Source organism: Chryseobacterium metallicongregator, assembly GCF_031324065.1.
Lineage (GTDB): Bacteria > Bacteroidota > Bacteroidia > Flavobacteriales > Weeksellaceae > Chryseobacterium > Chryseobacterium metallicongregator.
On sequence record NZ_JAVIXS010000015.1, the window covers coordinates 1 to 15492 of the forward strand.

Consider the following 15492-nt stretch of genomic DNA (forward strand, 5'->3'; position numbering starts at 1 on the left):
GTACATATCCATTAGTAAAGTTTGCCTTTGAAGTAGATTGGGGCGGAACAAAAGTAGGATTTCAGGAAGTCAGCGGTTTAAATGTTGAAGCAGCTTTAATTGAATACAGACATGGCGCAAGTCCTGATTTCAGTAAGATTAAGATGCCTGGAATGAAAACTTTCAGTAACATCACTTTAAAAAGAGGAACTTTTAAAACTGATAACGAATATTTCGACTGGTTCCAAAGTATTCAGCTAAGTACAGTAGAACGCAGATCTATCACGATTTCCCTTTTAGATGAAACAGGAGCTCCTGCAGTAACGTGGAAAGTGAAAAATGCATTCCCGCTTAAATTACAATCAACAGATCTGAAAGCTGAAGGTAATGAGGTGGCTATTGAAACACTGGAAATTGCCCACGAAGGATTAACTATTGAAAATAACTAATATTAACTTTAAATTTTTAACAAATGAATTACAAAACACCTGGAGTTTACGTAGAAGAAATTGCGAAATTCCCCCCCTCTGTAGCACAAGTAGAAACGGCTATCCCTGCTTTTATCGGACATACGGATAAAGGACCAAGAAATGAACCGACAAGAATCTCTTCTATGTTGGAATATGAAACCATTTTTGGAGGAGCAAAAAATGAAAAAACAGCGATCTCTATTTCGATTGAAGATACTGTGGTAACAGCAAAAGTAGACAACGCCAAACTAAGTCCTTATAAAATGCATTATGCGATGCAAATGTACTTTGCCAATGGTGGAGGACCATGTTATGTTGTTTCAGTGGCAGATTATGATAAAACTCCTGCCTTAGGAACAGAAACACTTGCCGGCGGTTTATGGTTCGGATTAAAATCATTAGAAAAAGAAGACGAACCAACGCTTATTGTTTTCCCGGATGCTGAAGTTCTAGGAGCAGATGCTTATAAACTTTACAATAAAGCGTTGGATCAGGCAGAAGACTTGAAAGACAGATTCGTTATTATGGATGTTTTTGAAGATGCTGCTGCTTTTAGAGCCGGAGTAAACGCTACAGGATTAAAATATGGAGCTGCATATTATCCAAAGTTAGAAACAGTGCTAAGCTATAGCTTTGATGATAAAGACGTTAAAATCGATAGCTATAAAGAAATCAATGCTTCAGGAGCACTTGTAGACGTTACAATGCCTCAGAATGAAAATAATTTAGCATGGTTGAAATCAAAAAGTTCAGCATTGTACAATCAGGCTCAGGCAGTCATTGTATCTAAAAGAGTAGTATTGACTCCATCATCATCAATGGCAGGAATTTATGCTAAAGTAGACAGTACTTCCGGAGTATGGAAAGCACCTGCCAACTTAGCAATCAGCAATGTACTGGCACCTGTAGCGAAAATTTCTCATGAAGAACAAGAAGGATTGAACGTAGATGCGGTAGCAGGAAAATCAATCAACGCGATCAGAACTTTTACAGGAAAAGGAACATTAGTCTGGGGGGCTAGAACACTAGACGGAAACAGTAATGAGTGGAAATATGTACCTGTACGTAGATTCTTCAACATGGTAGAAGAGTCTGTGAAGAAAGCTACAGAACGTTTCGTTTTTGAACCGAATACTGCCAATACATGGGTTCGTGTACAGGCTATGATCGAGAATTTCCTTGATCAGCAGTGGAGAGATGGTGCATTAGCAGGAAGCAAGCCTGAAGAAGCGTATTATGTAAGCGTTGGTCTGCACAAAACAATGTCTGCCCAGGATATTTTAGAAGGAAGAATGAACATCGAAATCGGTATGGCTGCAGTACGTCCTGCTGAATTTATCGTGTTACGTTTTTCACACAAATTACAGGAAGCATAAAATACAATTAAATAACAATTAAATATAAAAATATTATGAGTACATATCCATTAGTAAAGTTTGCCTTTGAAGTAGATTGGGGAGGAACAAAAGTAGGATTTCAGGAAGTCAGCGGTTTAAATGTTGAAGCAGCTTTAATTGAATACAGACATGGTGCAAGCCCTGACTTTAGTAAGATTAAAATGCCTGGAATGAAAACTTTCAGTAACATCACTTTAAAAAGAGGAACTTTTAAAACTGATAACGAATATTTCGATTGGTTCCAAAGCATTCAGCTAAGTACAGTAGAACGCAGATCTATCACGATTTCCCTTTTAGATGAAACAGGAGCTCCTGCAGTAACGTGGAAAGTGAAAAATGCATTCCCGCTTAAATTACAATCAACAGATCTGAAAGCTGAAGGGAATGAGGTGGCTATCGAAACCTTAGAAATTGCACACGAAGGATTAACTATTGAAAATAACTAATCATGGCAGTTTTATATCCTCCAACCAGTTTCTCTTTTATTGTTAACGGGATTTCAACAACAGAGGGTATTGACTCCAGATTTCAATCTATATCTGGTTTATCAACAGAAATTGGAACTGAAGAATATGCCGAGGGAGGCGAAAACAGGTTTACACACCAACTTCCTTTGAGACCCAAATATCCTAATTTAGTTCTTAAGCGTGGGTTAATCGTAAGTTCAGGATTGATAAGCTGGTGTAGAAATGCGATGGAAAACTTCCAGTTTGAACCCAGAGACCTGATCATTACTCTTTCAGGAGGAATTCAGTCTACAGCCCCCTTAATGGTTTGGAATGTAGTGGGAGCATACCCTGTAAGATGGGAAGTATCCGAATTCAACGCAGAAGAAAGCAAACTTGCTATTGAAACAATAGAACTGAAATATAGATATTTCACAATACCCTCATCGTTAGCAAGCTTAGGCTTGTAATTTCTAAATCAAATCTAAGCACCTGAACGTGTGTTAGTTTAAAGATAAATTTTACCCAAATCTTTTTTCATAAAAAACAACAGATTGGTCTATAACAGAGACTGAACACACCCTTCATGTGCTTGGATTTTTTTAAACAAATATGTTAAATCATTGGTTATTAGTGTTTTGAATATTAATGATCATTAAAAAACAAACGAAATGCCAATAGAAATAAAAGAGCTTCACATTAAAATAAATGTGGACGAAAAAGCAGCAGTAACTACAACTGCCACATCGGTAGATGAAGCACAGCTCATGCGCGCCATCAACGAAAGTGTAGAACAGGCAGCAAAGATAGAACACCGTAAAAAAGAAAGATAATGAGAGGCGAAATAAAAAAAATAAAGATAGGAACATACGAAGATTCTACATATGGAAGAATGATTAGTAGTACTGCTTTTGTGGCTCTTATTAATCCGACAGGTTTCTCTTTTACACGTAAAAATGAATATAATACGACACAGGAACCTGGAACCAGTGCTACAGACCCAAAATACATCAATGCAGCCCCTCAATCCTTACAACTGGAATTTTTATTTGACGGTACAGGCGTAACAGAAGCCAATTCTGGTAATAAGCTTATCAATAAAATAAAGGAAGGCTTAGGAAAAAGAAATCCTTTCAGTAAAAAAGCAGTAGAAGATCAATTAGCTGAATTTTATGTAGCTACCGGAAATTATAATGGCTCGATTCATAAACCGTATAATGTTATAATTATTTGGGGAGAATTTGAATTTAAAGGGGTTTTGACTGAATTTACAATAGATTACAAATTATTTAATAATGATGGAACTCCTCTGAGAGCTGTAGGAAAAGCAACATTTGCAGGAGCAGTGAGTAAGGAACTTGCAGCAAGAACTGTAAAAACTTCTTCTCCGGATCTTACCCATAAAAGGACAGTACAAGCCGGCGATACGCTGCCGTTAATGACCGAAAGAATTTACGGAGATTCCAAATACTATCTGGAGGTAGCTAAAGTAAATAATCTTGTCGATTTCAGACAGCTAAAACCAGGGCAGGAATTATTCTTTCCGCCATTAGAAAAAGTTTCATAACATGAATAATAGCGGATACATACAAACAGCAAAAAATCCAGATTTAGTTACCTATAAGGTGATGTCTGGAGGCACAGAACTGCCGGGGAAGTACGGGGTGAAAAGCATTATCGTGGAAAAAGAATTCAACAGAATTCCTTATGCGCGCATTGTTATTTTAGACGGAAGTGTACCGGAGCAGGATTTCAAGCTCAGTAATGAAGATCTGTTAATTCCAGGAAAAGAAATTGAGATCACCGCTGGATACCATTCTGAAGAGGAAACCATTTTTAAAGGAGTTGTCGTAAAGCACAATATCAAAATCAGAAACGGTTCTTCTTATCTGATTGTAGAATGCAGAGATAAGGCTGTAAAAATGACCTTAGGAAGAAAAAGCAAATATTTCTACGAAAGTACAGACAGTGATGTTATTGAAGAATTGGTTGGCAATAACGGACTTACTGCCGATGTTGAAACGACTTCAAATTCACATAAGGAATTGGTTCAGTACCAGGCTTCCGATTGGGATTTTATGCTCACCAGAGCACAGGCCAACGGAAAACTTTGCTCCGTTGAAGACGGAACCATCAAAATCGCTAAACCTGATTTTAGTGGTGAAGCCGTAGAAACAGTGGTTTACGGATCATCTGTACATGAATTTGACGGAGAAATTGACGCCAGAGACCAGTTCAACAAGATTACAGCCAAAACATGGAGCTATACCGATCAGGAACTGACAGAAGTGGAAGCTCAGGATCCTGCCATCAACCTCAACGGAAATCTTTCATCAGGTGATTTGGCAGATGTTTTCGGAATCGAAGACCTGCAGCTTAAACACGGTGGAAATCTCACTCAGGGAGAATTGCAGGAATGGGGTGATGCGAAAGCAACTTTCCAGCAATTAGCCAAAACAAGAGGAAGAGTAAAATTCCAGGGAATTCCCTCTGTAAAACCGGGAGTTTCATTGACCCTTCAAGGCGTTGGAAACCGATTCAACGGGAAAATATACGTAACAGGTGTCCGTCATGAAATTGCTGAAGGAAATTGGCTGGTAGATGCTCAGTTCGGACTTTCTCCAACATGGTTCTCAGAAACCTATGATGTAAGTGAAATGCCAGGTTCAGGAATTATTCCTGCCATAAGCGGATTACATGTAGGAGTAGTGTCTCAATTGGAATCAGATCCGGACGGAGAAGATAGAATTTTAGTACAAATTCCGATCATCAATAACGAAGAAGAAGGGATTTGGGCAAGAATAGCCACCCTTGATGCCGGAGAAAACAGAGGATCATTCTTCAGACCGGAAATCGGAGACGAAGTCATTATCGGATTCATTAATGATGATCCCAATGATGCCGTGGTACTTGGAATGCTGAACAGTAGTGCAAAACCGGCTCCTATTGTAGCTTCTGATGATAACCATGAAAAAGGTTTTGTGACCCGAAGCGAAATGAAAATGATCTTTAATGATGACAAAATTTCCTATACGCTTGAAACACCAAAAGGCAAAAAAGTGATCGTAGATGAAGATGCAGATGTTATTAAAATAGAAGACGAACATTCTAATATTCTTACCCTTAACAAAGATGGTATTAGTATGGAAAGCGGGAAAGACATCAAGATCAAAGCAAAGGGTGATATCAATATGGAAGGAAAGAATATCAATGTAAAAGCAAGCGCTCAGTTCAAAGCAGAAGGAAGTTCTGGTTCAGAACTTAAATCAGGAGCAGTAACCGTAGTAAAAGGATCTCAAGTTAAAATTAATTAATAATCATGAAACCGGCAGCAAGAATTACAGATATGCATACGTGTCCTATGGTAACGGGAACGGTTCCCCATGTAGGAGGTCCTATCATTCCGGCAGGAGAACCCACGGTACTTATTGGCGGAATGCCTGCAGCAAGACAAGGAGATAAAGCAGTATGTACAGGGCCACCGGACACCATTGCGTCAGGATCTTCAAGTGTTTTGATAGGCGGAAAACCTGCCGCAAGAATGGGAGATTCTACCGCTCATGGAGGGGTAATAACCGCAGGTGATGCTACTGTTTTAATAGGCGGATAATAGGGAAGGCAGCTTTAATACCATCATAAGCTCCCATATACATAGAATCTGACTAAACATAAAAATGTAAAACATCAATAATAAAAACGGTTAGAATAACCAAAAACTCTATGCTACAGATGCAAGATGTGAACATTCAATATAACAAATAACGTATGAAAATAAATACAGATTTTTTAGGAACAGGCTGGAGTTTTCCGCCTGAGTTTAATGAGACTGAAGGAAAACTGGTCATGACCACAGATGTAGAAGACATCAATAACAGCCTTAAGATTTTATTGTCAACACGCCCTGGTGAACGTGTCATGTTCCCAAACTACGGGTGTGACTTGCAGGAAATGCTCTTTAAACCTCTGGACTTAACGCTGATTACCCAAATGAAAGGAATCGTGGAGCGTGCTATTTTATATCATGAGCCCAGAATCAATATTCTAAGTATTGAAATTGATACTCAGGAAGAGCTTCAGGGTGAAGTTTTAATACAAGTTGACTACGAAGTAAGAAATACTAATACAAGAAGCAATATGGTTTTCCCTTTTTACAAAGGAGAAGCTACCGAAATATAATGAATTACGGGATGTCTGTAGCCATTTTGAATACTACCAAACACTACATTAAGTATTGCATCTGACCATAGAAAGATAAATATAAACAAATGAAAAAAACAGATACATTTTCACATTATCGTGAAGGAAAATCACAAATGCAGCGCTTTTTAGCAGAACTAGATCCTGGGAATCTTGAGTTACACGATTTCGATTTGTTTGACTGGCTATTATTCGCAAACAATTTTGCTCAACGTGTAAACTATTTTGACAAAGATGATAATACAAAACCAAAAGGAAAGTGGGGAAACTTCTTCCTGGGTGATGATGCTGATGCTATCCCACGTAGAGAAAGCGTTGAGTATAAAAGTATGAAAAAACAGGTTACAGATCTTATGTCCCAGTTTGAACAGGATAGCAGCCTGACACCTCACCTGACATTATTTGTTTGCTTTTTAAAATTATTGGATTTCTCAAAAAAATCCTTCAATAATCTGACGAAAAGGCACCTGGATTTCTATTATAACGAAATTCTTCAAATTGAGAAAAATGATGCCAAATCAGACAAAGTCTATGTAATTTTTGAACTCGCCAAAAAAGCGATTCAGGAAAGAATTCCAGTTGGTACATTGCTGGATGGGAATAAAGATGCTAATGGAAAAAAGCGAATCTACAAAACAGGTAATGAGCTTGTAGCCAATCAGGCAAAAGTTGTTGAGATTAAAAGTTTCTTAAATGACGTTGAAAACAGAGAACTGAAAATGGCTCCCGTAGCCAACTCTGCCGACGGATTGGGTGATAAATTGCCGGAAAACAACAACTATTGGTGGCCGTTTGGGTATAATTCTGATGAAACCATTTCCAATAAATCGATTTATAAGGAACTTCCAAAAGCCAAACTGGGTTTTTCCATAGCATCCTCATTACTTGATTTAAAAGAAGGAGAACGTACCATTACTCTTAAGATCGATTTTAATAAGAACTCAACCCAGAAATTACAGAGCCTCTCAAAAACAGAGATTAAAAATAATATCAAAGTGCTTTGCAGCGGGGAGAATGAATGGTTATCAGGTGCTGATTTAACATGTATTAAAAACGAAGAAGAAAGATTAGAACTTTCTATTACATTACAAAAAGAGTTCCCGGCCGTTGTAAAATACAATAAAGAAGTGCTGGCAGAAACATTTCAAACCAGCTTTCCTGTGGTAAGATTGATGATTGAAGGAGAAAAATACTATGATCTGTATGAAGCTCTTTCAGAAAAATCAATAAAGAACATCGAAATAGCAGTTGATGTAAAAGGGGTAAAATCTATTCAGCTGGAAAATGACAACGGAACATTAAATTCAGAAAAGCCTTATTATCCTTTCACCGCACAACCTGTTAAAGGATCTAATTTCTATATCAAATGTCCTGAACTGTTTTCCAAAAAATGGCAGAATGCAGACATCACGATCAATTGGAAGAATGCTCCGGATTCTATAAAAGATTTATACAGCGGATATGTTATTCAGCCAAATCAAAATATAAGCTTAACCGATTTTGAGGCCTTAAAAAGCTCATCAATCGTAGGTTCTGATGGTTATTTCAAAGCAGATGTTGCCTTGCTGGATAAAGAAATATGGTATGAAAAAGCTAATGATATTGATGTATTCACCAAAGTAAAAGACGCTTATAAAATTCAGTTTTCCGTAAATAATGCAAGTAATAAAGCTGGAACAAGTGAGACGATCAGAGTAACACTGAGCCAGTCCTCATTACAGGATGTATATCCTAAACTGTATACATTGGCATTGTCAAGTAATCCGACCTTTAAAAAACTTATTCCCAACGAGCCGTATATTCCTTTTGCGGAAGATATAGAGTTGAATTACAGCGCGAAAGAAAATGTGTATTCGTACCTGGAAAAAGAATCTGCAGGAGAAGCTTCAAAAAATAAAGAAGTACAGCTGTATCACGAAGACGTGTTCGGTCAATACGAAAAAGAACTCGAAACCAACAGCATTGTACCGGTACACCAAAATGGAGGTGAATTGTACATTGGCCTGGAAGCAATGCCTCAGACTACAGTATCACTATTAATTCAAATGCTGGAAGGAAGTGAAAATCCTTTAGTGGATACTTTTCTGGAAAAAGAATTTATAGAATGGAATATCCTTTCAAACAATACATGGACAAGTTTGTCGGATTATATGCTGCAAAACGAGACCAGAAAGTTCCTGGAATCAGGGATTGTCAAGTTTAAAGTACCTAAGGATATCGATAAAAGTCATACAAGATTTACCGACGGATTAGTCTGGATCAGAGCCAGATCACAAAGAAGTTATGATGCCGTATGCAAAATCCAGGGAATCTATACTCAGGCTGTTTTAGCAACATTCCAGAATCAGGATAATGACCTGGCTCACCTCAATAACGGATTGGAAGCGAAAACCATTACTAAGCTTATCACCAGAGTTCCTCAGGTAAAATCCGTCAGCCAGCCTTATAACTCGTTTGATGGTAAATACAAAGAAACAGATACGGAGTTTTACAGGCGTGTAAGTGAACGATTAAGACATAAGCACAGAGCTATTACCCAATGGGATTATGAACATTTGGTATTACAGGAATTCCCGGAAGTCTTTAAGGTAAAATGTTTAAATCATACTTCCGAAAATTCATATATGGCGCCGGGCCATGTAACCCTGATGGTGGTTCCGAATATTAAAAATAAAAATGCTTTTGATGTCTATCAGCCGAGAGTAAGCAGAGCCTCTTTGAATAAAATTCAGAATTATGTAAATGAATTAAATACAATGCACGTGAAAGCGCAGGTAATTAATCCCAATTATAAAGAAGCAAAAGTAGAAACAAAGGTCAGGTTCTTTGAGCAGTATGACGAAACATTTTACCTCAAACAGCTGGACGAAGATATTAAAAAATATATATCGCCATGGGCTTTTACAGACTCTGAAAATATTGATTTTAATGTAGAACTGAATATTAATCAATTGGTAAATTATCTGGAGCAGTTGTATTATGTGGATTACATTGATGAGATTAAAATATTTGTGAATAATGTCCTGCAAAGACAATCTTTAATTGAAGTAGATCCAAAATCAATTCTGGTATCTGCCAAGCAGCACAATGTCACTATTACAGAACAGGTATGTATTTAATAATAAACAAGAAGAAACATAATCATGTCAGAAAATAAACATATTAGTATATCAAAAAATATAGAAACCGGGGATCAGACAGATTTTCATTTTCTACGCAAAACAGGAATTGAATACATAGAAAAGTTAGGAGGAAAACTCTGGACCGATTATAACTCTCATGATCCTGGTATCACCACTCTGGAAGTTTTAAGCTATGCCATAACGGATCTTGGGATGAGGATGAACCTGAACATGGAAGATATCCTGGCATCTGATGATGCAAATAAAGACATTCATACCCAGTTTTTAAAGGCTGCAGAAATTTTACCTTCAAGACCTTTAAACGAACTGGACTACAGGAAGTTGTTTATCGATATCAACACGGCTGGAAGCCTTAAAAGACCGATCCGTAATTGTTGGCTGGTCCCTAAAAATGAAAAATTATATGTCGACTGTAAAACCGGGGATTTAGATTTTAAACCTATCGGAGAAAAGACAAAAAGTTTTAACGTAAAAGGCCTATATGACCTTTATGTAGACTATGCTGAAGATATTGATGCGGATGGTATAGGATGTGAAAAATCTAATGTCAATATCAAAATATTAGACAGTTATCATGCTAATAGAGGACTTTGTGAAGATCTGGCAGAAATTAAGGAAGTTGAAATCCAGAAAGTTGCAGTGTGTGCCCGTATCGGACTTGTCAGCAAAGCAGATGAAGAACTGGTGCATGCTAAAGTCATCAGAACAATCAATAATTATCTGTCTCCGGAGGTTCATTTTTATTCACTGAAACAAATGCTGGACAAAGGTCTGACTACAGATCAGATTTTTGAAGGTCCGCTTCTTGAGAATGGCTTTATCGATACGGAAGAGCTTAAAAACAGCCAGTTAAGAACAGAAGTTCGTCTTTCCGATATCATCAGTGAAATCATGAAAATTGATGGGGTTAAAGAAATTCATGACGTGTCTATTGCGGGTTGTGACAGTGTGATCAAACAAAATAATGATTGGCTGATCTGTATTGAAAAAGGCAGAAAACCGGAACTGTGCGAGCTGAGTTCATTCAGTTACAGTAAAGGATCTCTTCCGTTAAATATCAATGATAAAAAAGTTCAGGATTACTTAGAAATTCTTAAAAGAGAAGAAGAAGTACTTAGAGAAGATGCAAGACAGAATAAAGAATTGGTATTGCCAAAAGGAACTTCATATGATATCGCCAACTATGCTACTATTCTGAATGAATTTCCGGACACCTATGGAGTAGGAGAATCTGGAATTATTGGAAATCAATCCCCGGAGAGAGAAGCACTGGCCAAACAAATGAAAGGGTATTTGTTATTTTTTGATCAGATCCTTGCCGGCTATTTCAAACACCTTGAAAAAGTAAAAGAAGTATTAAGCATTAATGGTAAGTTAAAAAGAACCTTTTTTACCCAGGCTCTTAAGAATATTAAAGGCTTTGATGAGCTGGTTTCTGACTATGATACTGAAAGTGATGATCAACTTACCGATTCGTTATATGAAGAGCTTGATAACAGTGTGGAACGTCGAAACGAAGTTTTGGATCATTTGATCTCCCGTTTTGCGGAAACATTTAGTGACTATACCTTCTTAATGAAATCATTGTATGGGAAATCTACCGATGAAATTGTCTTAAGAAACAAAGAAAATTTCTTGAAAGAATATTCATCATTAAGTAAAGACAGAGGGTTGGGATATAATTATACCTTAATTGGAGATTCAGATCTTTGGAATACCAGTAATATTTCCGGTGTTCAGAAAAGAATCGCCCGTCTGCTGGGGATTAAAGATTATACCCAGAGAAACTTATCTCAAACGCCGGTATCCATTATTGAAACAACAGACATTGCCGGTAAAAACACTTATACCTGGAAAATAAAAGATGCCGGTAGCAATATCATCTTATCATCTGTCAACAGCTATACGACTGAGCATATTGCTATAAAAAATCTGAATGATGCCATTTATCAAACCATTCAGATTGATGAGGAAGATCTTCAGAATGCATTAGACACCTTAGATGAGAAAAACCCTGAAGTTACATTAGAAAAATTAAAAACATGTGAAAAGAGGTATTGTTTCATTGGAAATATAAAAATCCGTGTTTCATCGGGAGGTAACTACTATTTTGAAATTGTAGATGATACTGATGAACAAAATGTAATTGCTGTTCACAAAAAAACCAATCCTTATTCAGGTTTGAAAGAACTGAAAGACGGAATTAAGGCAACGGTGAAGTATTTCAAGTATGAATTTACAGAAGAGGGTATTTTCCTTGTTGAGCATTTATTATTAAAGCCAACCACTAAGGATTATAAGCTCATGGGAGGTATTGGCTGTATGTCTATCGGAGGTACTTTCAGAATCATGTATGACCTGGAAGATGAAAATCCTACAACAGATCCAATAGAATATTCGGAAGCTTTTATGTCTTCGTGTGAAGAAGGTTGTGAAACAGATGTGGAAGTATTTGATCCTTATTCTTACAGGGTAAGTGTTGTCCTTCCGGGGTTTGCTTACCGTTTCCAGGATCCGGATTTCAGACGTTATGCGGAAACCGTGATCAGACAGGAAATTCCTGCTCATGTTTTAGCAAAAATTTGCTGGGTGGGAGACCGTTTGAGTGAAAAACAAACCGCTCAGAATGATTTGGCCGAATTTGAAGTAGCATTTAAAAAATACCTCTCAGATAAAGCGAGGAATAATATTTTGAATCTTGGAAACAGCATTACAGATTTACTGACTGCTCTCAGCCATTTAAATAATATCTATCGACCAGGAAGGCTTTTAGACTGCGATGCTAATGATAATGACACTCTGGACGGAAAAATCATATTAGGACAATCGAACTTATCAAAAAAAATGAAAAATAATGAACACTAAATTAGACAATGTAACAACCCAATATAGAAAGTTCAACGACAATCAGGCGTTAACAGAAGGGCAATTAAACGAATTTATAGACTATTTCGAAGATCAGGACAGATTATCAAGAACCCGCCTGAGCGGCGTAGGGGTAGTATGTGGTTTTAAATCGGAATACGTAGAGCTTGAAATCTCACCTTCTCTGACAGAAAAAATGTCCAGACCCGGAGATATAGATATTGAGATTCCTCTTGATACTATTATGATTACACAGGGAGCCGGGGTTACTACTGATGGAGACTTGATAACACTGCGTCAGATAGAAGGCAAAAAATCAGTGGCTGTTATAGACTTCGATGCTAAAAATTACAGATACTATAGAAATTATGTTGATGTTCTGGGGTATGAGCATTTTCGTATCGGAGGACAGCAAATTCCTCTTTTAGAATTGTTTACCACACAAGAGTATACACAGTTAGTGAATGAAGGAGCTAATGCTGCAGATTTTAAACAGGTAAGAGAGATTTATAATTCATTAAATGATAAAATTGTAATTCTGTATCTGGAAAGTTATTCTAATGATGAAACCCCGTGTCAGGATGCAGATTGTGATAACAACGGAGCAGAGCAGGTTGCTAATCTTAAAGTGCTTCTGGCAGATTCTGCATCTGTTTCAGAGCTTATCACGAAAGGTGACGCAAAAGACGCTATCTATAAACAGCACAATACCTATGAAAAGCTTTTTGACAGTTTACCTAATATAGAGGCGAAAAGAGTTATTCTGGATGCTCTTGTAAAGACAGCACCGCAGTTAAAAACAAAATTTCACGGTGCTATCAGTACTGTTGCAGAATTAAGTGATGGTTTTACCTCTATTGCAGGAGCTTTTAATATAAATATGAATCTGGGTGGGCAGACGCTTTTTGATAAACTGAACCCTTTGCTGACAAGCACTTCTCCAGGCTTAGAAGATTATCAATACCGATATGATTTATTAAAGGATTTGATTGATACCTATAATGAAATAAAAGGGCTGATCCTGCATCTGAATGCTGAATGCTGTCCGGATATTGCTTCATTCCCTAAGCACCTCATGTTAGGACCAGTTGGAGCAAAGCAGGAATTAGGGAAATATATTCCTTTACGTCATAGTTTTTATAATTCACCCATTACTACCAATGATGACGAGAATTATGAAAGAGTTGTAATGCTTGCCAATCGTTTTGTGCAGAAGGTCAATGGTTTTCAAACCTATATCGGACGAATTAAAATTACACCTTCAAATATGAATGTAAGATTGGGTAATAAGGCCATACCGTATTACTATAATGTAGACAAATCCTTATTAGCCCAATGGAACTTTGAAAAAACAAAAACCGATAGGGCAACTTACAATTTAAGCTATCATACAGCCAATTTAGCAGGAGAAGATTTTATTCAGAATCCACTGAATTATAACATTGACGATAATGATTTTTATAGAATTGAAGGTCACCTGGGAATGCCTTATAAAACAGCATTGCAAAACATAAATGATCTTAAAACACAATACGGATTAGCTTTTGATGTCATTGCATTGGTTTTGGAAAAAGGAGGAAAGCCTGGTAGCGAGCCGCCAATCCGGGAAAAAACAGTATCTATTGATGAGCTCAGAAAGCAGCTGATATCTATTTCAAGCGATGTCAGCAACAGAACACTCAATTCACAGAATACCTTACTGAACATTTCTAAACTGGATGAACAGCTGAGATTGCTGAACCAGGCTGAATTCTCAAAAGAAGGATCTTCAGATGGCGTTACAGTAGTAAAACAGGATCCTAAAAAAGACGATGTTGTAAGTGAGCTTTTAAGCGAGTTTTTAGAAAGGAAATCAGGCCTGGAACATAGGGCAGGAGTAGAGCCGGGCGGAACTTTCGCATTGATTTATTACTCAGAAGATGAAAATCAGGTTCTTGCGGATTTTTCACTGCCTTATCTGTGTTGTTCTAAAAAGGATCCTGCATTCCTGTCGTTACCGGCAAACAAACTATGCCAGAAAGATGCTCCGGTATTGATGACCATTGTTCCGTTAGACGGACAAGTAAAAGCATTTGTGAATGGTGCTCCGATTCCTGCAGTTACACAATCCGGAGGTCAAAGTTTCTTCGATCCTGGTCTGGTTAACGCAGCTTATTTTGGACAAACGATTACGTTTACTGTTAACGATGATCCAGTAGAAGCACAGATGGTAGTGTATGCACAACCAAATGTATCTGTTACTACAGGTACTGTGAGTTATGATGCTCCTACGATGGACGAAAATGCAAACAATCCGGATGCTACGGTTGAATTTAATGTCACCGGAGACTTTACAGGGGTTACATTTACCTGGAATTTTGATGATGGTACTCCAATCGTGCATAATGAGGCTCCAACTAATAAAAAAGTTCATGTGTATAAGCTGGTTGCAGGACAAGAAAAAACTTTCAATCCAACACTTACAGTAACCAATGCTAACGGCTGTAGTACGGTCTACAAATTAGCTCCGCTAAAATTAAAAGGACAATCCACTATTGCATGTTTAAGTGGTATGAGAGTGGTTATTCAGTATAGAGATGATGTAGACCAAGGTCACGTTTGTAATGATGCTACCTTCAACTTAAAAGGAAATGGTATTGTGATAGGTGGAAACAATCCTTACCCTGGTTTTATTGGAAATATCCATTTAAGTAATACAGGAGGCAGCCAGGATAGAGGTAACCATAAACCAGGTACTCCTGCACTGAGCAGATATAATGAAATTGTTATCACTCAGGCAGAAGCTAAACAAATGGCATCATTATCGTCAGATGGTTTCGTAGAGTTTTCACTTGAATGTGCTTTACCGGTTAATAACAGACCGCCAACTGGTTGCCACCAGGATGTTGCCTATACCGAAATATTCCTGGCAAATGCTACAGTTCCTATTTATTTTGGTTATCCAAATGGTAATTTCCTAAGAATAAACCCTTGTACAGGAGTCACAAAATAATAG

The 15492-nt window shown here is 37.5% G+C and carries 12 protein-coding genes; all 12 read left to right on the forward strand.

Going from position 1 to position 15492, the window contains the following annotated elements:
- A partial coding sequence (locus tag REB14_RS15430; RefSeq protein WP_309522580.1) for a phage tail protein occupies positions 1–428 on the forward strand: 428 nt, incomplete at its 5' end.
- A 23-nt stretch (positions 429–451) separates the two neighbouring features.
- Complete coding sequence (locus tag REB14_RS15435) at positions 452–1825, forward strand: phage tail sheath family protein (RefSeq protein WP_309522581.1); 1374 nt, start codon at positions 452–454, stop codon at positions 1823–1825.
- 35 nt (positions 1826–1860) lie between these two features.
- Complete coding sequence (locus REB14_RS15440) at positions 1861–2292, forward strand: phage tail protein (protein WP_034699490.1); 432 nt, start codon at positions 1861–1863, stop codon at positions 2290–2292.
- 2 nt (positions 2293–2294) lie between these two features.
- Positions 2295–2762, forward strand: coding sequence for a phage tail protein (locus REB14_RS15445; protein ID WP_047388278.1), 468 nt, complete (start codon positions 2295–2297; stop codon positions 2760–2762).
- Between the two features lie 201 nt (positions 2763–2963).
- The gene (locus REB14_RS15450; protein ID WP_167595394.1) at positions 2964–3125 is read left to right on the forward strand and encodes a DUF5908 family protein; all 162 of its coding nucleotides are present in this window, start codon (positions 2964–2966) and stop codon (positions 3123–3125) included.
- Complete coding sequence (locus REB14_RS15455; RefSeq protein ID WP_309522582.1) at positions 3125–3859, forward strand: CIS tube protein; 735 nt, start codon at positions 3125–3127, stop codon at positions 3857–3859. Before REB14_RS15450 ends, REB14_RS15455 begins: the two co-directional genes overlap by 1 nt.
- 1 nt (position 3860) lies before the next feature.
- A complete protein-coding gene (vgrG, locus tag REB14_RS15460) occupies positions 3861–5606 on the forward strand; it encodes a type VI secretion system tip protein VgrG (RefSeq protein ID WP_309522583.1) in 1746 nt (581 codons plus the stop codon).
- Positions 5607–5611: 5 nt separating this feature from the next.
- The gene (locus REB14_RS15465; protein ID WP_034699500.1) at positions 5612–5902 is read left to right on the forward strand and encodes a PAAR domain-containing protein; all 291 of its coding nucleotides are present in this window, start codon (positions 5612–5614) and stop codon (positions 5900–5902) included.
- A gap of 155 nt (positions 5903–6057) precedes the next feature.
- On the forward strand, positions 6058–6468 hold the full coding sequence (locus REB14_RS15470) for a GPW/gp25 family protein (RefSeq protein WP_034699502.1): 411 nt from the start codon (positions 6058–6060) through the stop codon (positions 6466–6468).
- A gap of 89 nt (positions 6469–6557) precedes the next feature.
- Entirely contained in the window at positions 6558–9608 is a 3051-nt protein-coding gene (locus REB14_RS15475) for a baseplate J/gp47 family protein (protein ID WP_309522584.1), read from the forward strand.
- Between the two features lie 24 nt (positions 9609–9632).
- Entirely contained in the window at positions 9633–12497 is a 2865-nt protein-coding gene (locus tag REB14_RS15480) for a hypothetical protein (protein ID WP_309522585.1), read from the forward strand.
- Positions 12487–15489: a PKD domain-containing protein gene (locus tag REB14_RS15485; protein ID WP_309522586.1), complete on the forward strand. Its 3003-nt coding sequence runs from the start codon at positions 12487–12489 to the stop codon at positions 15487–15489. Before REB14_RS15480 ends, REB14_RS15485 begins: the two co-directional genes overlap by 11 nt.
- Positions 15490–15492: the final 3 nt, after the last annotated feature.

What these genes read in the sequence shown, in the direction of transcription:
- REB14_RS15455 (WP_309522582.1), top strand. Translation starts at nt 3,125, where the DNA reads ATGAGAGGCGAAATAAAAAAAATAAAGATAGGAACATACGAAGATTCT.
- REB14_RS15465 (WP_034699500.1), top strand. Translation starts at nt 5,612, where the DNA reads ATGAAACCGGCAGCAAGAATTACAGATATGCATACGTGTCCTATGGTA.
- REB14_RS15435 (WP_309522581.1), top strand. Translation starts at nt 452, where the DNA reads ATGAATTACAAAACACCTGGAGTTTACGTAGAAGAAATTGCGAAATTC.
- REB14_RS15440 (WP_034699490.1), top strand. Translation starts at nt 1,861, where the DNA reads ATGAGTACATATCCATTAGTAAAGTTTGCCTTTGAAGTAGATTGGGGA.
- REB14_RS15480 (WP_309522585.1), top strand. Translation starts at nt 9,633, where the DNA reads ATGTCAGAAAATAAACATATTAGTATATCAAAAAATATAGAAACCGGG.
- REB14_RS15470 (WP_034699502.1), top strand. Translation starts at nt 6,058, where the DNA reads ATGAAAATAAATACAGATTTTTTAGGAACAGGCTGGAGTTTTCCGCCT.
- vgrG (WP_309522583.1), top strand. Translation starts at nt 3,861, where the DNA reads ATGAATAATAGCGGATACATACAAACAGCAAAAAATCCAGATTTAGTT.
- REB14_RS15450 (WP_167595394.1), top strand. Translation starts at nt 2,964, where the DNA reads ATGCCAATAGAAATAAAAGAGCTTCACATTAAAATAAATGTGGACGAA.
- REB14_RS15475 (WP_309522584.1), top strand. Translation starts at nt 6,558, where the DNA reads ATGAAAAAAACAGATACATTTTCACATTATCGTGAAGGAAAATCACAA.
- REB14_RS15485 (WP_309522586.1), top strand. Translation starts at nt 12,487, where the DNA reads ATGAACACTAAATTAGACAATGTAACAACCCAATATAGAAAGTTCAAC.
- REB14_RS15445 (WP_047388278.1), top strand. Translation starts at nt 2,295, where the DNA reads ATGGCAGTTTTATATCCTCCAACCAGTTTCTCTTTTATTGTTAACGGG.